The sequence below is a fragment of the Methylobacterium sp. Gmos1 genome (assembly GCF_053764715.1).
This window is the reverse complement of the sequence record NZ_JBSNCC010000009.1, coordinates 158,866-178,181: the sequence shown is the minus strand read 5'-3', so window position 1 is coordinate 178,181 and position 19,316 is coordinate 158,866. Positions and strand designations below refer to the sequence as shown.

The following is a 19,316-nucleotide window of genomic DNA, read 5'->3' as shown; positions in this document are numbered from 1 at the left end:
CCCGATCGATGTCTCGCGCGCCGCATGACCCAAGGTTGAATTTAATAGGAATAATTGCCTTGCGATGGTCCGGTGCACGCGACTGGTACCGACCGTGACGTTTCCCAATCGTTTCTTGGTCACGACTGGGCACGCCCAAGCCCTTGGGTGAAATATTAAGCAATTTGCATAATATTTGCGCGATCATGATCGGACATCGCGCTCCCGGGCCGGAGTGCCGCCGATTTTTGCGCCAGCTCCGCGAAAGACCCCCCGCATGACGATCAAACTGAGGTTCATCGCCCTGCTCGCCGGTCTCGGCCTGCTCCTGCTCGCCACCGCGACATTGGGCAACCTCGCGCTCCATTGGAGCCACCAGAGCCTCAAGACCGTGTTCGAGGACCGCGTCGTCTGCCTGCGGCAGTTCAGCATCATCCGCGACGCCTATGACGACCTGCTCGACGTCTCGCGGCTGCTGCGCGGCCGGCAGATCGAGGCGGCCCGGGCGAGGGAGCGGATCGAGCGCGACCTCTCGAACGTGCGCACGCAGTGGTCGGCCTACATGGCGACCTATCTGACCCCGGAGGAGGCGGCCCTCGCCAAGGACCTCCAGGGACAGATCGACCGCAACGGCACCGTCGCGGCCGAGATCCTCCGGCGCCTCGCGGCCGGGGGGCAGGCGGAGTTCGAGACGACGCATGCGGACCTGCTCAAGGGCATGCAGGCCATGACCGCGACGCTGAGCCAGCTGACCGGCGTGCAGGTCCGCGAGGTGGAGGCGGAGTTCCAACGCTCCGAGGCCACCGCCGGCTGGTCGCGCCTCGGGCTGCTCGCGGCACTCGGCCTCGCGGTGCTCAGCATCGCCTACGGCATCTACACGGCGATCTTCCAGATCACCCGCCCGCTGGGCAGCCTCGTCCGCGTGCTCCAGCGCATGGCCCTCGGCGAGATCGACGCGCCGATCGCGGAGGCCGCCCGCCGCGACGAGATCGGGGCGGTCGGCCGGGCGGTCGAGGGCATCAAGGCGATGGTCGCCCGCAAGGCCGCCGAGGAGGCCGAGGTCAAGCGGCGCGCCGACGCGGCGGCGGCGGCGGCGCGCAAGCGCACGATGATCGAGCTCGCCGACGGCTTCGAGCGCGCGGTCGGCGGCATCGTCGGGATGGTGTCGTCCTCGGCGACGGAGCTCCAGGCCACCGCCCGGCAGATGAGCACCATCGCGACCGAGACGGCGTCGCAGTCGACCACCGTGGCCGCCGCGGCGGAGGAGGCGGCCGCCAACGTCAACACCGTCGCTGCCGCCTCCGAGGAGCTGGGCTCGTCTGTGACCGAGATCGGCCGTCAGGTCCAGGGCTCGGCCCAGCTCGCCCGGTCGGCGGTCAGGGAGGCCGACGAGACCGCGCACCTCGTCCAGGCGCTCCAGGCGACCTCGGGCCGGATCGGCGACATGGTGGGGATGATCTCCTCGATCGCCGGGCAGACCAACCTGCTCGCGCTCAACGCCACGATCGAGGCGGCGCGCGCCGGCGACGCGGGGCGCGGTTTCGCGGTGGTCGCCGCCGAGGTCAAGGAACTCGCCAACCAGACCGCCAAGGCGACCGAGGAGATCGGCCGCCAGATCGGCGAGGTGCAGGGCGTGACGGCCCAGGCCGCGGCGGCGATCGGCGGCATCACCGGGCGGATCCGCGAGATCGACAGCGTCGCGACCTCGATCGCGGCGGCGGTGGAAGAGCAGGGCGCGGCGACGCAGGAGATCGTCCGCAACGTCGCCCAGGCCTCCGCCGGCACCACCGAGGTCACCGGCAACATCGCCGGCGTGGCGCAGGCCTCGGAGGAGACCGGGGCCGCGGCCGGCCAGGTCCTCTCCGCCGCCTCAGAGCTGTCGCACCAGTCCGAGCGGCTCGGCGCCGAGGTCGATCGCTTCCTCGCCACCATCCGGGCGGCCTGATTCGATTTCCGCTTGGATCTGCTTGGAAAAAGTAGAGCGCATCTCCCCTCTCCCCGCGATGCCGGGCTTGCCGAGTGATCCTTGCCCGGTATCGCTGCAAGGTGTGGGAGAGGGGCCGTGGGGATCGAAGATCCCGCGTGAGGGTGCTACGGTCCCGCGGAAGCCTCGGACCGACCTGCTGCCAGCACCACGCTCAGAGATTCACACTGAAGCGTATCACCCTCACCCCTACCCCTCTCCCAGACCTTGCAGCGATACCGGGCAAGCCCGGCATCGCCTGGAGAGGGGATCCCGCGCCTCTTCGTATCTGAGCAAATCAATCCGGAACTGTGTCAAGACTTGTTGATGAGCCTCGACAGTCCCCCGGATGCTCCGCCACGCTCACTTCATGTTGGCGTTGAAGATCCGCTCGAACTCGCCCGAGGCCTTTGCCAGGTGCAGCCACTGGTCGACATAGGCCTTGAACACCGTGTCGCCGCGCGGGAGCAGGAAGCCCATCTCGCCGTACTGGAGCGGCTGGTCGGGGTTCACCGCGCACAGGCCCGGATGCAGCTTCTCCTGGAGCTTCACTTCGACCGATTCGGCGACCATCACGTCGGCGCGGCCCTGCGCGATCTCCTGCCAGATGACGCGGTTGTCGGGGAAGAGCTGGATCTGCGCCTTCCCGAGGTTGGCGCGGGCGAACTTCTCGTTGGTGCCGCCGGGATTGACGACGACGCGGGTCGCCGGCTGGTTGATGGCGTCCGTCGTCTGGTACTTCGCCACGTCGTCGCAGCGCACGATCGGCGCCTTGCCGTTGACGAGGTACATCTCGCTGAAGAAGGCCTCGCGCTGGCGCGGCAGCGTGACCGAGATGCCGCTCATCGCCACGTCGCACTTGGCCTTGAAGTCGGCGAGCAGGTTCGACCACTTGGTCTGGATGAACACGGCTTCCGCGTCGAGCGACTTGGCGAGCGAGCGGCCGAGATCGATGTCGATGCCGACGAAGTCGTTGGCGCCGTCGGGGCGGTAGGAGAACGGGCGGTAGTCGCCGGTGGTGCAGACGTTCAGCACCTTGCGCTCGACGACCTGGTCGAGGCGCGAGGGCTCGTCCGCTGCGCGGACCTGCGTCGCTGCCAGCGCCACCATCGCACCGGTCACCAGCCGGACCGTCAACGAACCCACGCCCATGAAACCTGCTCCACGTCCCACTTGACTCCGACGGCGGCAGCGTAGGGACGCGGAGGGAAACCGTCCAGCTTCCGCAACAGGACCGCGGGGCCGGGCCCGGCGTGCCCGTTACCGCATCACGCCGCCTCCACCGGCATGACGAAAGCGTTGAGCTTGTTGCCGTCGGGATCGCGGAAATACGCCGCGTAGAAGCCGCCGCGCGGGCCCGGCTGGCCCTCGTCGCTGCCGCCGAGATCGAGCGCCAGGCGATGCAGGCGATCGACCTGCGCACGGTCCCGGGCGGCAAGCGCCACCATGACGCCGTTGCCGACGCTCGCCGGGTTGCCGTCGTGGGGCTTCGTCAGGCCGATGCCGGCAGCGCCGCCCGGGCTGCCCCAGGCGATGAAGCGGTCGCTCTCCATCATGCGTCCGGCGCCCATCTCGCGGGCCAAAGCGTCGTAGAACGCCGCCGACCGCTCCAGGTCGTTCGTCCCGAGAGTCACGTAGCCGATCATGAGCGTCCCCTGCGATGACGGGCCGGCGGCCCCGCCTTTGGCGAGGCCTTTACGCCGATTCCCGAGCGGACGGCCAGGCGCTTCACCACAGCAGCGGGTGACGAAAAACCTCGATCCGGTCCCCCTCCTCCACCGTCGTCACCGCTTCGGCCAACTCGGCGAGCCCGTCGCTGCCGGTGAGCGAGGAGAGGACGCCGGCGCCGTCGCGGGGGAACTTCACCGCCTCGACCGTCCCGTCGGGGCTGCGCCGCAGGGAAACGCGCACGTATTCCCGCCGCCCGGCCTTCTTGCGGTAGCGGAAGGCGGCGCGGGCGGGCTCGCTCGGGGGCGCGTCGAGCCGGGCGCCGCCGAGGCGGGCGAGCAGCGGGCGGACGACGAACAGCAGCGTGACGTAGACCGCGACCGGGTTGCCCGGCAGGCCGACGAAGGCGGTGTCGCCGATGAGCCCCATCGCCACCGGCCGGCCGGGCTTGATCGCGAGGCGCCAGAACACCAGCCGGCCGGCCGCCTCCACCGCCGCCTTGACGTGGTCCTCCTCGCCGGTCGAGACGCCGCCGGAGGTGAGGATGAGATCGTGGCCGCCGGCCGCATCCCGCAGGCGCCCGGGCAGGAGGGCGGGGTCGTCGCGCAGGATGCCGAGGTCGCTCACCTCCGTGCCGAGGCGGCGCAGGAGCGCGACGAGGAGGACCCGGTTCGAATCGTGGATCGCGCCCGGCCGCAGCGAGGCGCCGGGCTCGGCCAGCTCGTCCCCGGTCGAGAACACCGCGACCCGCAGGCGGCGGCGCACCGCGATCGCCGCGTGGCCGGTGGCGGCGGCGAGCGCGAGGTCGGGCGGGGTGAGGCGGCGGCCCTCGGGAATCACGAGGCTCCCGCGCGCGACGTCCTCGCCGGCGAGCCGCCGGTTGGCGCCGGCCCTCAAGCCGGCGGGCAGCGCGACCGCGTCGCCCTCGCGTCGCACGTCCTCCTGCATGAACACCGTGTCGGCCCCCGGCGGCATCGGCGCGCCGGTGAAGATCCGCAAAGCCGAGCCCGCCAGCGCGCCGCGCCCCGGCGCCGCGCCGGCCGGCAGGCGGCCGCGCACCGGCAGCACGGTCTCGGCGCCGGGCCCGAGATCGGCGAAGCGGACGGCGTAGCCGTCGACGGCGGAATTGTCGAAGGGCGGCAGGTCGAGGCCGGCGAGGACGTCCGCGGCGGCGATCCGCCCGTCGGCCTCGATCAGCGGCACGGTCTCGATGCCGGCGAGCACCGGCAGCCGCTCGGCGACGAGGGCCGCGGCCTCGTCGACCGAGAGCAAGGGACCGCCGAAGGCGAAGCAGTCGTCAGTCAGCTGCGCCATGGGATTCGACCTTCCGAGCTTCGAGCCTCTCCAGCACCGCGTCGAGGGGCTGCGACCGCGCCAGCACGATATCGGCGACCGCCTCCACCGCGTCGAGGGGGACGACCGGCCGGCCGGCCTCCGGGAAGGGGTGGTCGCTCGCCACCGCGACGATGTCGGCGTCGTCCGGATGCAGCGGCGGGCGGTGATTGGCGTGACGGTAGACCTCGAGCTTCGGATGCGCCTCGCGCTTGAAGCCCTCGATCACCGCGAGGTCGCAGGGCGACAGGCGGCGCAGCAGGTCGGCGAGGCGCGCCTCCTCCTCGACCTCGCGGATCTGCACGGTGCGGCGGGCCGACGAGACGATCACTTCGCAGGCGCCGGCCTCGCGGTGGCGATACGAATCCTTGCCCGGCTGGTCGACGTCGAAGGCGTGGTGGGCGTGCTTGACCGTCGCCACCCGAAGCCCGCGGGCGCGCAGGACCGGGATCAGCCGCACGAGCAGCGTCGTCTTGCCCGCCCCCGACCAGCCGGCGAGCCCGATGACCCGCATCGTCACGCCTCCGCCCGGGCAAAGCCGAGCCCGGCGAGATCGGCGGCGAGCGCCCCGTCGTCGAGGAGGCGCAGGAACGCCGCCAGGGCCGGCTCGTCGCGGCGGTCCTCCCGGTAGGCGAAGTCGTAATGCTCCTCGGTGAGGGGCAGGAAGCCGAGGCCGTAATCCTGCGCCACGGTGGCGATCGCCACGCCCCAATCCGCCCGGCCCTGCGCCACCGCCGCCGCGACGGCGTTGTGCGAGCGCGGCTGGTTCCAGTAGCCGGCGGGCCGGGCGCCGTTCAGGAGCCCTTCGACCAGCGCCCGCGTGCCGGCGCCGGTGTTGCGGTTGACCATCACGGCCGCGTCGTCCGCAAGAAGCCCGCTCACCGCGGCTTGCGCCGACGCCCCCTCGAAGCGGGGATCGCCCCGACGAAACACCACCCCCTGGAGCCGGCGCCAGCCGGGCGCCAGGGCGAGGCCGGGGGTGAGGTAGGGCGCGTTGTAGCGCCCGGTCTCGGGATCGAGGAGGTGCATCGCGGCGAGGTCGCATTCCCCCCGGCGCAGGGCGGCGAGCCCTCCGGCCGAGCCGACCCAGAGGGTGCGGGCCGAGACGCCGCGCTCGGCGAGATGCCCGACCAGCCGGTCGAGGCCGAGGCAGTGGCTGCCGACGATCATCAGGTCCGGCGGCCGCGCCGCCCTGCCGATCCGCGCGACGCGCACGGTCTCGCCGGCCTCGATCCCGGCTCGGTTCGCCGGCACCGCGAAGAACCCGTCGGCCTGCGAGAAGGCGGTGACGGCGCCCGAGCCCTTGGCGAGCGGCAGCGCCACCAGGCCCTCCGTGCCGCGGGAGAGCGCCGCCATCACGTACTCCGTGCGGCCGAGCTCGGAGGCGAGGCGCTGCGGCAGGCGCGCCTCGACGCTCTCCTCCTCGCGCGCCGGCAGGCCGGCGAGCGCGCGGATCAGCGGCACCACGAATTCGTGGAAGGTGAACATCGCCGAGGTCGGGAAGCCCGGCAGCACCACCACCGGCACGTCGCCGGCACGCGCCAGGCACAAGGGCTTGCCGGGCTTCAGCGCCACCCCGTGGACCAGGATGCCGGGCTCCCCCAGCCGCGAAAGGATGCGGTGCGAGACGTCGCCGGCCCCCTTCGAGGTGCCGCCGGACAGGACGACGAGGTCGGACGAGGCGAGCGCCGCCTTCAGCGCGGCTTCGAGCGCCGCCTCGTCGTCCGGCACGATGCCGCCCGGCACGGCGAGGCCGCCATTCTCGGTCACGCTCGCCGCCACGATGGCGCCGTTCGAGTCGTAGAGCCGTGCCGGCGCGAGGGGCGATCCCGGCGCCACCAGCTCGTCGCCGGTGGAGAGCACCGCGACGCGGGGCCGGCGCACGACCGCCACCTCGGCGAGGCCGCAGGCCGCCAGCATGCCGATCTCGCGGGCGGTGACCAGGGTGGCGCGGCGCAACACCGTCTCGCCGCGGGCCATGTCGGCGCCGGCATAGCCGACGAACCGGCCCGGCCCCGCCGGCTGGCCGAGCGCGATCGCGGGCACCGGGCCGTCCTCGAACTCGGTCGCCTCGATCATCACCACCGCGTCGGCGCCGCGGGGCAGGACGCCGCCGGTGGCGATCGGCGTCGCGGTGCCGGGGGCGACCGTCAGCCCGGGCGCGACGCCGCAGGCCAGGATCTCGGCGTTCAGGGTGAGGCGGCGCGGCTCCGCCTCGCTCGCCCCCTCGGTGTCGGCGCTGCGCAGGGCGAAGCCGTCGACCAGGGCGCGGTCGAAGGGCGGCACGTCGATCGGCGAGGCGATGTCGGCGGCGAGTACCCGACCCAGGGCCTCGTGCAGCGGCACGATCTCGGGCGGCAGGGGGGCGTGCGGCACGGCCTCGCGCCAGCGCGCCATCGCCTCGTCCCGGCTCACCACCGCCAGGAACTGCTCCTGGCGCGCGGCGGCGGCGAGGCGGGCGAGGAAGGGGTCGGCGGGGGAATGGGTCAAAGCGGCAGCACCTCGACGGCGGTCCCGGCGGGATAGCCCTCGTGGGCCGGCGGCACCAGCAGGGCGGCGTCGGTCCGGCCTAGGCGGTGGAGCGGGATCTCGGCCCCGCCGAGCGGTTCGGCCCCGGACGCCGTGCGGTGCAGGAACACCACCTCGGTGAGCCCGATGACTGAAGTAACCTTGCGCGCGAGCGGCAGGGTGAGCGTCGCCTCGGGAGCGGTGCCGGCGAGCGCCGCCAGCAGCGGCCGGCCGAGGGCGAGCCAGGCGGCAAGCGCCGCGTCGGGCCGCCCCGGCAGCAGCAGCACCGGCCGGCCCGCCGCCTCGCCGAAGCCGGCGCTCTCGCCCGGCCGCAGGGCGATGCCGTGGGCGTGGAGCCGCCCGGCCCGCGCCAGCGCCGCGGCGCTGGCGTCGCGCCGCCCGGGCCCGGTGCCGCCGACGACGACCACCGCGTCGGCCCCCGGCGCCAGCAGGGCGTCGGCGAGGGTATCGGCGTCCGCCGGCCGCGGCGTCGCCTCGGCGAGGTCGCCCCGGGCGCCGATCCAGGCGCCGAGCAGCGGCGACAGGGTGTCGGGTGGGGCCGCCAGCAGCCGCAGGCGCGGCCGGCGCACGGCCACCCGCGCGAGCCCCGCGGCGGAGAGGACGAGGACGTGGAGCGCGCTCACCCGCTCGCCCGCGGCCAGGAGCCGGGTACCCGCCGGCAACTCGGCGCCGGGGGCCCGTGTCCCCTCGCCCATCGCGGCCTCGGCCTCGATCTCCCGCGGATCGGCGCCCAGCGCCTCGGGCTGCAGCAGCGCGTCGGTGCCGGCGGGCAGCGCCGCGCCGGCCTCGACCCAGGTGGGGGATCGCGCCAGGCGCACCGGTGCGTAGGGCGAGGCGCCGACGACGGCCGCCGCCTCCACCGCCCAGCCGTCGCGGAGCGCCCTGCGCTCCGCTGGCCAACCCGTTTCGACCACGACGTCCCGCGCTGCCACGGCGCCGACGGCCTCGGCCGGGCTCGCCTCCACGGCCGCGACCGGGCGCGCCAGCGCGGCGAGCGCCGCCACCGCCTCGGCGAGTGGCATCAGCGCGGTCGTGGACGCCCGCGGCGTCACCGGCGGGCGCCCGGGTGATGAGGCGAGGCCATGCGAGGGTCCTGATCCCGGAACGGTGGGGGAGCCGATGCGGCAAGCGCCGGCCGGGATCAAGGTTTCGGCATCCGGAGCAGGCGGCGGCGGAGAAAATGTCGCGCTCCGCCGCCGATCGGGACGATGGCGCCGGGGGCGGCAGGGCCCTCGCGGCCCCTACGCCCCCAGCCGCCCGATGATGTGGTCCGCCACCCGGAGCGAGTTGGCGATGATCGTCAGCGTCGGGTTCACGGCGCCGATCGACGGAAAGAAGCTCGCGTCGGTGACGTAGAGGTTGTCGAGCTCGTGCGCCTTGCAGTCGAGGTCGAGGACGGAGGTCGCCGGGTCGGTGCCGAAGCGCAGCGTGCCGGCCTGGTGGGCGGTGCCGCCGATCGGCACGTCCTTGCCGAGATAGAGCGAGCGGTCGAACAGGTGCGGGTGGATCTCGAGCTTCGCGCAGAGGTCGCGCAGCTTGGCCTTCAAGCGGTGCAGGGCCTCCTCGTTGGTCTGCGTCAGGTCGAGGCGGACCTTCCCCCCATCGTAGAAGATCCGGTTCTCCGGGATCGGCAGGTCCTCGGTGGTGAGCCAGAAATCCAGCGAGTGCTTGGCGAGCCAGTCGAACGGCTTCTCGGGGAACCATTGCAGGAAGCCCGGCAGCCCTTCGCCGTGGATCTGCGTTCCGTCCGACTTGCCGACCATCTGGATGTGGCCGAGCGGGAACTCCCAGTCGTCGGCGCCGAAGTAGAAGTCGTTGAGGCCGAGCGTCTTCTGGAACCTGGTCGGGTTCGGCGTGCGCGAGATGGCGAGCACCGTCGAGTTGTTGTGCCGCATGTAGTTGCGGCCGACCTGGCCCGAGCGGTTGGCGAGCCCGTGCGGGTGGGCGTCGCTGGCCGACCGCAGCATCAGCAGCGCGGAGGAGAGCGCGCCGCAGGCCACCACCACGATGTCGCCGGTGAAGATTTCCGTGGCGCTGCCGCGCTTGACCTCGACGCCGGTCACCGTCCGCCCGGCCGGATCGGTGAGGAGCCGGTCGACATAGGCGTTCGTCATCAGGGTGAGGTTGTCGTGCGCCGCCAGCGCCGGGTCGACGCAGACGATCTGCGAATCGGCCTTGCCGTTGGTGATGCACGGATAGCCGTCGAAGGCGTCGCAGCGGATGCAGGCCGAGTGCGGCAGCGGCTTGCCGTCGCGCTCCTCCAGCCGCACGCCCACCGGCAGGTGGAACGGGTGGTGCCCCTCGCGCTTCAGGCCGTCGAACAGCTCCTGGATCCGGGGCTCGTGGGTGATCGGCGGGTAGGCGTAGGGCTTGCTGGAAGGCGGCTCGGTCGGGTCCTCGCCGCGCAGGCCGTGGACGTAGTAGAGTTCCTCCGCCGCCTGGTAGTACGGCTCGAACACGTCGTACTTCACCGGCCATTCCGGCGAGATCCCGTCCGGGTGGCGGATCGCGAAGAAGTCCTTCTCGCGCAGGCGGAGCAGGACCGAGCCGTAGACCTTGCTGTTGCCGCCGACGAAGTAGTGCAGGCCGGGATGGAAGCTGGAGCCGTCGGCGCCGTACCAGGTCTCGGGCGCCTGGTAGCGGGCATCGACGAAGACCGCCTGGCTGTCCCAGTTCTCGCGCTCGCGCGGCAGGTAGTCGCCGCGCTCTAAGAGCAGGATGCGCTTGCCGGTCTGGGCGAGCCGCCACGCCATGGTGCCGCCGCCCGGCCCCGAGCCGATGATGACGACGTCGTAGTGCCGGTTCTCGCTCATTGGTGACCCCTTGGGCGATCCCTTCCCGGCGGGCGCGGGATGATCCGGGCCGCTCGGCCGTGCTCGGTGCGGATATGGCGGGGCTGGCGCGAACGTCGACCCGCCCCAGTTAGGTTTTTGCAGTGCGAAACAGGACAGTGGAGTACGGGACCAATGGCCTCCCTCAGCGTCGCGGTCGCCTTCGGGGTCCGGCTCCTCCTGGTGATGCTCTTCCTGCCGTTCAGCGCGCTCGACAAGATCCTGAACTTCCGCGGCGCGGTGGGACAGGCTCGCCAAGCGGTGCACGCCACCGCCCCTGCGACGGCGCTGATCCTCATGGGCCTGTTCGTCGAGATCGTGATGTCGCTCGGGATCCTCACCGGCATCGCCGACCGCTTCGCCGCGCTCATCCTCGCCGGCTATTGCGGCGTCACGGCGCTGCTGTGGAAGCAGTTCTGGAAGCCGGGCGATTTCTGGTCCGGCGGCAAGGGGCGCGAGCTTTTCTGGGATTTCTGGAAGAACCTCGCGCTCGCCGGCGGGTTTCTGCTCGTCACCTTCGGCACCGGGGCGGCGACGGTCGAGGGCTTTTTCTCCGACCCTTTCGCCTCGTCGAGGCCCTACAGCATCAGCGAGACCGCCCGATGAGCAGCGACAAGCCTACCATCCCCTACTGGCACCTCTGGGCCGACGCGGACGGGATCAGCCACCAGACCCGGTGCGCCTTCACCGAGTTCGAGGAGAAGTCGATGTCGCCGCCCGCCCCGCCGCAATGGCAGGGACAGAAGACCCATGACGGCGCCACCGTGTTCGTCACCGTGCAGCCGGTCGGCTGGACCGGCGACTGGCACCCGAACCCGAAGCCGCAATGGATCATCCCGCTCTCGGGCCGCTGGTTCGTCGAATCGATGGACGGCACCCGGGTCGAGATGGGCCCGGGCGAGATCTCGTTCGGCGAGGACCAGAACGTGCGCGAGGTCGACGGCAAGACGGGCCACCGCTCCGGCACGGTCGGGGACGAGCCGGCGGTGCTGATGATCGTCCAGTACGACAAGCCCCCGACGACGGGCGCGGCCTGCCGGTTCCGGTGACGCCATGGACGGGTTCGAGATCCACGACGAGCGCTTCAAGCACTACATCCTGGGCAACGCGCCGCTGGAAATCCTCGGCACCGGCTTCCGCTGGATCGAGGGCCCGGTCTGGATGGGCGACGCCGACTGCCTGCTGTTCCAGGACCTGCCGCGCAACCGCACGATGCGGTGGATCGAGGGCGCCGGCTTCTCGGTCTACCGCGAGCCCTCGAACTACGCCAACGGCCAGACCCGCGACCGCCAGGGCCGGCTGATCGCCTGCTCGCATCGCGGCCGCTGCCTCTACCGCACGGAGTACGACGGCTCAGTCACGACGCTGGTCGAGCGCCACGCCGGCAAGCGCCTGAACTCGCCGAACGACGTGGTGGTGAAGTCCGACGGCACGATCTGGTTCAGCGATCCGGTCTACGGCATCTCCAACGACTACGAGGGCGGGCGCCAGACCTCCGAGCAGCCCCCGGCGCTCTACCGGTTCGACCCGGCGACGAACGAGATCCGGGTGATGGCGGGCGACTTCGACGGCCCGAACGGCCTCGCCTTCTCGCCCGACGAGCGTCGCCTCTACGTCGCGGAGACCGGCGACCAGTCGAAGCCCGACCCGCGTCAGTACATCCGCGTCTTCGACGTCGCGCCCGACGGCACTCTCTCGGGCGGCGAGATCTTCCATAAGATCGAGCCCGGCTACTGCGACGGGATGCGGGTGGACGAGGACGGCAACGTCTGGTCGAGCGCCGAGGACGGGGTGCACTGCATCAGCCCGGAGGGCAAGCTGATGGGCAAGATCCTGGTGCCGCACCGGGTGTCGAACATCACCTTCGGCGGGCCGACCAAGAACCGCCTGTTCATCGGCGGCTCGCACACGCTCTACTCCATCTTCCTCGACCGGCGCGGGGTACAGACGCCGTGAGCGCCGCTCGCCCGGGCGCCCTGCGCCTCGCCCGCATCGTCCTCGTCTCAGGCAATCCGGAGGCGCTGGCAGGCTTCTACCGCGCGGCTCTGGGCTTCACCGATGCCGGGGCGCCGCCTGCTTCCGGCGAGACCGCGGCGCGGACCGTGCCCTTGCGCCTCGGCGACCAGCGCCTCGACCTCGTGGCGACGGCGCCGCCGGGCCGGCCCTACCCCGGCGACGTGCCGGGCTTCAGCCCGCTGTTCCAGCACTGCGCGATCATCGTCGCCGACATGGCGGCGGCCCATGCCCGGCTCTCGGCGCAGCCGGGCTGGCGCCCGATCTCGACCGGTGGACCCGTGCGGCTGCCCGAATCCTCCGGCGGGGTGACCGCGTTCAAGTTCCGCGACCCCGAGGGCCATCCGCTCGAACTCCTGGCCTTTCCGCCGGATTCGACGCCGGAGGCGTGGCGGCGGCCGGATGCGACGGATCCCTGCCTCGGCCTCGACCACTCGGCGATCTCGGTCGCCGACACCGCCCGCAGCGTCGCGTTCTACGAATCCCTCGGGCTTCGCGTGGCGTCGCGCTCGCTCAATACCGGGCCCGCGCAGGCGAGCCTCGACGCCGTGCCCGATCCGACGGTCGAGGTGACGGGCCTCGGCTTCCCGGACGGGCGGCCGCCGCACATCGAACTCCTGTGCTACCGCGGCGACCTCGCCCGGCCGGCCATCGACCTCGCGGTGAACGACGTCGCGGCGACCCGGCTGGTGATCGCGTTTGCCGACGAGGCGGCCCTGGCCGCGGCTTGCGCCGCCCAGGCCGGGCAGCTGGCCTCGGGCGGGGCCGTCCCGCGGCCCGGCGGCGGCCCGGATGCGCTGCTGCGCGACCCGGACGGGCATTGGCTGTGGCTGACGGTGGGGTGAGGGCGCACTCGTGGCTATGGTCTCCCCCTGGGGACCATGGCCGCGCTCGACGGTCTCAACCCATTTCCATCATTCTGGGGCCGCGACCGGCACGCCGGTCAAGCAGCCGGGACGATGTCGAGGCGCCAGGATCCGGCGGACAGGGGCCGGCGGGAGAGCGGCGCGGGGGTGCCGTGCCCGCCATGGCGCTGCAAGGCGGCCTCGGCGCCGCGGCGCGACTGCTTCTGGGCGACGAGGGCCGACCAGCGCATCGCCACCTCGTGGCGCGCCACGAGCCGCCCGGCGGCGTCGTAGCGGCGCCAGCCGCAGCGCTCGGCGCCGGATTCGTCGGTCTCGTCGTAGGTCTCGTAGCGCGCCACCAGGGCGCCGGCGGCGTCGAACTCGTCGTGGTACCAGCAGACGCCGTCGGCCGGGGCGCCGCGGCTGCGCGAGCCCCGGATGACCAGGCGATGCTCGACGGGGATGCGGAAGATCGTCTCGAAGACGGGCGGCTGGAACAGCATGACCGTCGGTACCCCCCTGATGTCTCGTCATCGTACCGTTACCGAACGACAGGGTGCGATGCAGCATAACCCGCGTCAAGAGCGCGGCGTCGCGGCACACGATGCCATTCGGGGCCGACGGGTGCTCCTTTGGTTCAAGATGCCCTAGCTTCCGCGACGGTGAGGCAACGGCCGAGGGATTTCGACGATGCTGAGCGGGAATCGGCGCGACCTGGAGCCGATGCTGCCGGGCCTGATCGCACTGGCCTGGCTTGCGAGCCTGAGCGTCGCGGGGGAGGCGGCGCCGGGCGGCCGCACCCTCGCCGGGCCCCCGGGCGACGCGGGCGCGCTCCCCTTCGCGACCGGCGCGCCGGCCGATTGCCGCCCGCACCTGCCGCCGCCCTTCCCGCTTGCCGGGGACACCACGTCCTGCGGCGGCACGAACGTGAGCTTCACCACCGTCGACCGCCGCACCAAGCCCTGATCCGCAAAAGCCAGGAGCGATATCGCCATGCGCCGCCACCGCCACGCCAAGATCGTCGCCACCGTCGGCCCGGCCAGCAACACGCCGGAACGCCTCAAGGCCCTGTTCCTCGCCGGCGTCGACACCTTCCGGCTCAACTTCTCGCACGGCAGCCACGACGACCACGCCAAGGTCCACGCCGCGATCCGCGCCCTGGAGCAGGAGACCGGCCGGCCGATCGGCATCCTCCAGGACCTGCAGGGGCCGAAGATTCGCATCGGCACCTTGCGCGGCGGCAAGGCGGAGCTTGCCACCGGCGAGCGCATCCGCTTCGTGCGCGAGGGCCGGGAGGGCGGGACCGACGCGATCCCCCTGCCGCATCCAGAGATCTTCGCCGCGGTGGCGCCGGGGCAGGAACTCCTGATCGACGACGGCCGGGTCCGGGTGCGGGTCGTCGGTGTCGACGACGCGGCGATCGACGCCGACGTCGTGGTGGGCGGGCCGATCTCCGACCGCAAGGGCGTCAACCTGCCGGGCACCGTGCTCGCCCTCTCGCCCCTGACCGAGAAGGACCGGCGCGACCTCGCCTTCGGGCTCGAGCTCGGGGTCGACTGGGTGGCGCTCTCCTTCGTCCAGACCCCCTCCGACGTGATGGAGGCGCGCGGGCTGATCGCGGGGCGTGCCGGGCTGATCGCCAAGATCGAGAAGCCCTCGGCGCTCGAGCACATCGAGGACATCATCCGCATCGCCGACGGGGTGATGGTGGCCCGCGGCGACCTCGGCGTCGAGTTGCCGCCCGAGGACGTGCCGGGGCGCCAGAAGGAGCTGGTGCGGGCCTGCCGCCACGCGGTGAAGCCGGTGATCGTGGCGACCCAGATGCTCGAATCGATGGTCACGGCGCCCTCCCCCACCCGCGCCGAGGCCTCGGACGTCGCAACGGCAGTCTTCGACGGCGCCGACGCGGTGATGCTCTCGGCCGAGTCGGCGGCGGGGCGCTATCCGATCGAGGCGGTCTCGATGATGGACCGGATCATCCGCCGCACCGAGCAGCACCGGCTCTACCGCTCGCTCGTCCAGGCGAGCGAGCCGGAGGTCGAGGACAGCCCGCCCCACGCGGTGGCGGCCGCGGCCGCGACCCTCGCCGACGCGATCGAGGCGGCGGCGATCGTCGCCTTCACGTCGAGCGGCACCACCGCGGCGCGCATCGCCCGCAAGCGCCCCAACGTGCCGATCCTCGCCGCCACCTCCGACACGGCGGTGTCGCGCCGCCTCAGCCTGTACTGGGGCGCGCATTCGGTGCTCGGCCCGGAGATCGAATCCTACGAGGCGATGGTCGACCGTGCCGCCGAGGTCGCGGCGCAGGAGGGCTTCGCGCAGGCACCGGACCTGGTGGTGGCGGTGGCCGGCATCCCGTTCGGCCGGGCCGGGACGACGAACAACCTGCGGGTGGTCGAGCTGGGGCGGAAGGCGAGCGGGGTGTAGGCGTTCGTCAGCTCTCCCGGCGGTACTCCCACCCTCGGGGTCACGCTGTTGGAGACCTCGTCCCACCCGCGACCTCGGCATGAGGTCGTGGGTGGGAGAACCGCGCGGCGGGAGCGAGCGCGAAACCCCATCGCTGAACCGAGTAAAGCTCCCGCCATCCCCTCTCGCCTCTCCGTCATCCGCAAAACGCTCGCACGACGTCAAGTTGTGCGCACCGAATCGGCCTGCTACGCTGCGGCATCGGAACGACAGCCGTTGTCCCGGGAGGGACTGGAGCCCATGCGCACCCTCGTCGCCCTGATGACCTTGCTGGCCGTCGGCCAGGGTGCGCTTGCCGCCGGCAGCGGCGACCGGGAGGCGGCGCGGGCGGTGATCCTGCGCCAGCAGGACGCCTTCCGGCACGACGACGCGGCAGCGGCCTACGCGGAGGCCGCCCCCGCCATCCGGTCGATCTTCGGCAGCCCCGAGACCTTCATCGGCATGGTCCGGCAGGGCTACGCCGCGGTCTACCGCAACCGCCGCTTCGAGTTCGGCACCGACGAGGAACTGCCCGACGGCAGCCTCGCGCAGGGCGTGCGCATCCAGGACCAGGACGGCACCGACTGGGACGCGCTCTACACCCTGGAGCGCGACGCGGACGGGGCGTGGCGCATCACCGGCTGCCGCCTGCGCAAGGCGCCGGGCGCGAGCGCCTGAGCCTTCCGCGCGAAGGCACCGGCTGACGCGGCCCGCGGTTTCGTGTAGGGCCTGCGGCAGCTTCAGGACTGATCACCGTGCTCCATGTTTCGACCCGCGGCGCCGCCGCGCCGCTGACCTTCACCGACGCGCTGCTCGCCGGCCTCGCCCGCGACGGCGGCCTGTACATCCCGCAGCAATGGCCCCAGATCCCGCTCGAGACCATCGCGGGTCTCGCCGGACGGCCCTACGCGGAAGCCGCCAAGACCGTGCTGTCGCCCCTCGTCGACGGCGAGATCGAGCAGGCCGCGTTCGACCGGATGATCGACGAGGCCTACGCCACCTTCCGGCACCCGGCGGTCTGTCCGCTGACCCAGCTCGGCGACAACCTCTTCCTGCTCGAACTGCATCACGGCCCGACGCTCGCCTTCAAGGACGTGGCGATGCAGCTCCTCGGCCGGCTGATGGACCACGCGCTCAAGGCCAAGGGCAGCCGGGCGACGATCGTCGGCGCCACCTCGGGCGATACCGGCAGCGCCGCCGTCGAGGCGTTCCGCGGGCTCGACAACGTCGACGTGTTCATCCTCTACCCGCACGGGCGGGTGTCCGAGGTGCAGCGCCGGCAGATGACCACGGTCGATGCGGGCAACATCCACGCGCTCGCCGTCGAGGGCACCTTCGACGATTGCCAGGCGATCGTGAAGGCGCTGTTCCAGCACCCGCGCTTTGCCGAGGACGTGCGCCTGTCGGGCGTCAACTCGATCAACTGGGCCCGGGTCGCGGCACAGGCCGTGTACTACTTCACCAGCGCGGTGGCGCTGGGTAGCCCGCACCGCCCGGTTTCGTTCTCGGTGCCGACCGGCAATTTCGGCGACATCCTCGCCGGCTGGGCGGCCAAGCGCATGGGCCTGCCGGTCGGCCGGCTGATGATCGCCACCAACGCCAACGACATCCTGGCCCGCACGCTCGCGACGGGCTCGTACGAGGTCCGGGGCGTCGCGCCGACCACCTCGCCGTCGATGGACATCCAGGTCTCGTCGAACTTCGAACGCCTGCTGTTCGAGACCCTCGACCGCGATTCCGCCGCCGTGAACCGGCTGATGGCGGGCTTGAAGCAGTCGGGCGCCTTCACCCTCGAGCCTGCGACGCTCGAGCGGATCCGCGCCGAGTTCGACGCGGCCGCCGTGCCCGAGGACGAGGTCGTGGCCGAGATCCGCGACGTCTACCGGGGCACCGGCCAGATCATCGATCCGCACAGCGCCATCGGCGTGCGCGCCGCCCGCAAGCTCGTCGCCGAGGATCCGGCGACGCCCGTGGTGGCGCTCGCCACCGCGCACGCGGCGAAGTTCCCCGACGCCGTCGAGGCCGCGACCGGCATCCGCCCGGCCCTGCCCCCCCACCTCGCCGACCTGCTGGAGCGGCGCGAGCGCTTCACCGTGCTGCCGAACGACGAGGCCGCGGTCGAGCGGGCGATCCGCGAGCGCGCCCGCATCCTGGGACACGCCGCATGAACCAGCATTTCGCGACCCTCGGCGCCTCGCCGGACCTCAAGATCACGCGGCTTTCCAACGGGCTCACCGTCGCCACCGAGGCGATGCCGGGGGTCGCCACCGCGACCCTCGGGGTCTGGGTCGGCGCCGGCTCGCGCAACGAGCGGCCGGAGGAGCACGGCCTCAGCCACCTGATCGAGCACATGGCGTTCAAGGGCACGGCGACGCGCTCGGCCCGCCAGATCGCCGAGGACATCGAGAATGTCGGCGGCGAGATCAACGCCGCCACCAGCGTCGAGCAGACGAGCTACACCGCACGGGTGCTGGGCGAGGATGCCGAGGTCGCCCTCGACGTGCTCGGCGACATCCTGACCCGCTCGGCCTTCGAGGCCGGCGAGCTCGCCCGCGAGAAGGGCGTGATCCTTCAGGAATATGCCGCCGTCGAGGACACCCCCGACGACGTCGTCTACGACGCCTTCACCGAGGCCGCCTTCCCCGACCAGCCGCTGGGCCGGCCGATCCTCGGGCGCCCGGAGACGATCAAGAGCTTCGATCGTGCGGCGATCGAGGCCTACCTCGCCCGCGAATACACTCCGGGCAAGATGGTGCTGGCCGCCGCCGGCGCGGTCGAGCACGAGGCGATCGTCGCCGCGGCCGAGAAGCACTTCGGCGCGATGCCGTCGGCGCCCGCGCCCGAGGCGGTGCCCGGAACCTATCGCGGCGGCGAGCGCCGGATGCCGCGCAAGCTCGAGCAGGCCAACCTGGTGCTCGGCCTGCCCGGCCTGTCGTTCCGGGACGAGGGCTACTACGCCACGCACCTCTTCGCGCAGGTGCTCGGCGGCGGCCTGACCTCGCGGCTGTGGCACGAGGTGCGCGAGACCCGCGGCCTCGCCTACGAGATCCACGCCTTCCACTGGCCGTTCAGCGATTGCGGCCTGTTCGGCATCGGCGCCGGCACTGCGGGCGCCGACCTGCCGGGCCTCGTCGAGGTGACCCTCGCCTGCCTGCGCGAGGCGGCCGAGACGGTCGACTCCGCCGAACTCGCCCGGGCGAAGGCGCAGCTCAAGGTGGCCCTGCTCTCGGCGCTGGAGACGCCGGGCGGGCGCATCGAGCGCACGGCGCGGCAGCTCCTGGCCTGGGGCCGGGTGATCCCGGCCGCCGAGGTGATCGCCAAGGTCGACGCCGTGACCCCCGACGACGTGCGGGCGGCCGGCCGCGCGCTGATTACGGGGGCGCCGACGATCGCGGCGATCGGCCCGATCAAGAAGCTGCAGAGCCTGGAGGCGGTGGGCAAGGTGCTCAAGGCGGGGTGATTCCGTCCTGACACGCGCACCGTCATGAGCCCTCCCCCTTCTGCGGGGGAAAGCTGCCGGGGAAAAGGACGGCGCGGATCTTCTCCTCCCCCTGCGGAGGGAAGAGGGGGTGTTTCCGGAGGAGCCCCCCTCACCCTGGCTCCGGCTGCGCCTCCGCTTGCCGCGTTCCCTGAACGGGAACACGGCCCTCTCCTCGCATCGACGTCAGGCCTGCCCGATTTCGTTCTCGCTCGCAGATACCGGGCATGCCC

18 protein-coding genes are annotated in these 19,316 nt (G+C 72.3%); 10 read left to right on the top strand and 8 right to left on the bottom strand.

Translation table 11 applies throughout. The features are described 5' to 3' along the window. Positions 1-256 precede the first annotated feature (256 nt). Positions 257-1,924, top strand: coding sequence for a methyl-accepting chemotaxis protein (locus ACS5PV_RS18855; RefSeq protein ID WP_455396872.1), 1,668 nt, complete (start codon positions 257-259; stop codon positions 1,922-1,924). 381 nt (positions 1,925-2,305) lie between these two features. Here the strand turns inward: ACS5PV_RS18855 and ACS5PV_RS18850 are convergent, their stop codons facing one another. From ACS5PV_RS18850 to ACS5PV_RS18820, 7 genes are all read right to left on the bottom strand, one after another. Continuing rightward, a complete protein-coding gene (locus ACS5PV_RS18850; protein WP_455396871.1) occupies positions 2,306-3,094 on the bottom strand; it encodes a transporter substrate-binding domain-containing protein in 789 nt (262 codons plus the stop codon). Between the two features lie 116 nt (positions 3,095-3,210). Continuing rightward, positions 3,211-3,588 (bottom strand): VOC family protein, encoded by a 378-nt coding sequence (locus ACS5PV_RS18845; protein ID WP_455396870.1) that lies wholly within the window; start codon positions 3,586-3,588, stop codon positions 3,211-3,213. A gap of 82 nt (positions 3,589-3,670) precedes the next feature. Further along, positions 3,671-4,924 carry a molybdopterin molybdotransferase MoeA gene (locus tag ACS5PV_RS18840; RefSeq protein ID WP_455396869.1) on the bottom strand — a complete coding sequence of 418 codons (1,254 nt, stop codon included), beginning with the start codon at positions 4,922-4,924 and terminating at the stop codon, positions 3,671-3,673. Next, a complete protein-coding gene (mobB, locus tag ACS5PV_RS18835; protein WP_455396868.1) occupies positions 4,908-5,456 on the bottom strand; it encodes a molybdopterin-guanine dinucleotide biosynthesis protein B in 549 nt (182 codons plus the stop codon). Before mobB ends, ACS5PV_RS18840 begins: the two co-directional genes overlap by 17 nt. A gap of 2 nt (positions 5,457-5,458) precedes the next feature. Next, positions 5,459-7,432: a molybdopterin biosynthesis protein gene (locus ACS5PV_RS18830; RefSeq protein WP_455396867.1), complete on the bottom strand. Its 1,974-nt coding sequence runs from the start codon at positions 7,430-7,432 to the stop codon at positions 5,459-5,461. Then, positions 7,429-8,493 carry a molybdopterin-binding protein gene (locus ACS5PV_RS18825; protein WP_455396866.1) on the bottom strand — a complete coding sequence of 355 codons (1,065 nt, stop codon included), beginning with the start codon at positions 8,491-8,493 and terminating at the stop codon, positions 7,429-7,431. Before ACS5PV_RS18825 ends, ACS5PV_RS18830 begins: the two co-directional genes overlap by 4 nt. Positions 8,494-8,712: 219 nt before the next feature. After that, on the bottom strand, positions 8,713-10,284 hold the full coding sequence (locus ACS5PV_RS18820; protein ID WP_455396865.1) for a GMC oxidoreductase: 1,572 nt from the start codon (positions 10,282-10,284) through the stop codon (positions 8,713-8,715). Between the two features lie 153 nt (positions 10,285-10,437). On the opposite strand from ACS5PV_RS18820, the gene ACS5PV_RS18815 reads away from it, so the two are divergent. The 4 genes from ACS5PV_RS18815 to ACS5PV_RS18800 are packed head-to-tail and all read left to right on the top strand — an operon-like array spanning position 10,438 to position 13,160. Continuing rightward, positions 10,438-10,908: a DoxX family protein gene (locus tag ACS5PV_RS18815; protein ID WP_455396864.1), complete on the top strand. Its 471-nt coding sequence runs from the start codon at positions 10,438-10,440 to the stop codon at positions 10,906-10,908. Next, positions 10,905-11,351: a cupin domain-containing protein gene (locus tag ACS5PV_RS18810; RefSeq protein WP_455396863.1), complete on the top strand. Its 447-nt coding sequence runs from the start codon at positions 10,905-10,907 to the stop codon at positions 11,349-11,351. The genes ACS5PV_RS18815 and ACS5PV_RS18810 overlap by 4 nt, the downstream gene beginning before the upstream one ends. 4 nt (positions 11,352-11,355) lie before the next feature. After that, positions 11,356-12,258 carry an SMP-30/gluconolactonase/LRE family protein gene (locus tag ACS5PV_RS18805; RefSeq protein ID WP_455396862.1) on the top strand — a complete coding sequence of 301 codons (903 nt, stop codon included), beginning with the start codon at positions 11,356-11,358 and terminating at the stop codon, positions 12,256-12,258. After that, positions 12,255-13,160: a VOC family protein gene (locus tag ACS5PV_RS18800; RefSeq protein ID WP_455396861.1), complete on the top strand. Its 906-nt coding sequence runs from the start codon at positions 12,255-12,257 to the stop codon at positions 13,158-13,160. The genes ACS5PV_RS18805 and ACS5PV_RS18800 overlap by 4 nt, the downstream gene beginning before the upstream one ends. Before the next feature lie 98 nt (positions 13,161-13,258). On the opposite strand, the gene ACS5PV_RS18795 is transcribed toward ACS5PV_RS18800, so the two are convergent. Beyond that, a complete protein-coding gene (locus ACS5PV_RS18795; RefSeq protein ID WP_455396860.1) occupies positions 13,259-13,663 on the bottom strand; it encodes a hypothetical protein in 405 nt (134 codons plus the stop codon). A 187-nt stretch (positions 13,664-13,850) separates the two neighbouring features. Here ACS5PV_RS18795 and ACS5PV_RS18790 point away from each other — a divergent pair, with 187 nt between their 5' ends. From ACS5PV_RS18790 to ACS5PV_RS18770, 5 genes are all read left to right on the top strand, one after another. Further along, positions 13,851-14,126, top strand: a complete 276-nt coding sequence (locus ACS5PV_RS18790; RefSeq protein WP_455396859.1) for a hypothetical protein — start codon at positions 13,851-13,853, stop codon at positions 14,124-14,126. A 27-nt stretch (positions 14,127-14,153) separates the two neighbouring features. Further along, complete coding sequence (gene pyk, locus ACS5PV_RS18785; protein WP_455396858.1) at positions 14,154-15,587, top strand: pyruvate kinase; 1,434 nt, start codon at positions 14,154-14,156, stop codon at positions 15,585-15,587. Between the two features lie 279 nt (positions 15,588-15,866). Continuing rightward, positions 15,867-16,283: a DUF4864 domain-containing protein gene (locus ACS5PV_RS18780; RefSeq protein WP_455396857.1), complete on the top strand. Its 417-nt coding sequence runs from the start codon at positions 15,867-15,869 to the stop codon at positions 16,281-16,283. Between the two features lie 77 nt (positions 16,284-16,360). Further along, positions 16,361-17,773: a threonine synthase gene (gene thrC / locus ACS5PV_RS18775; RefSeq protein WP_455396856.1), complete on the top strand. Its 1,413-nt coding sequence runs from the start codon at positions 16,361-16,363 to the stop codon at positions 17,771-17,773. Continuing rightward, on the top strand, positions 17,770-19,065 hold the full coding sequence (locus ACS5PV_RS18770) for a M16 family metallopeptidase (protein WP_455396855.1): 1,296 nt from the start codon (positions 17,770-17,772) through the stop codon (positions 19,063-19,065). The genes thrC and ACS5PV_RS18770 overlap by 4 nt, the downstream gene beginning before the upstream one ends. Positions 19,066-19,316: the final 251 nt, after the last annotated feature.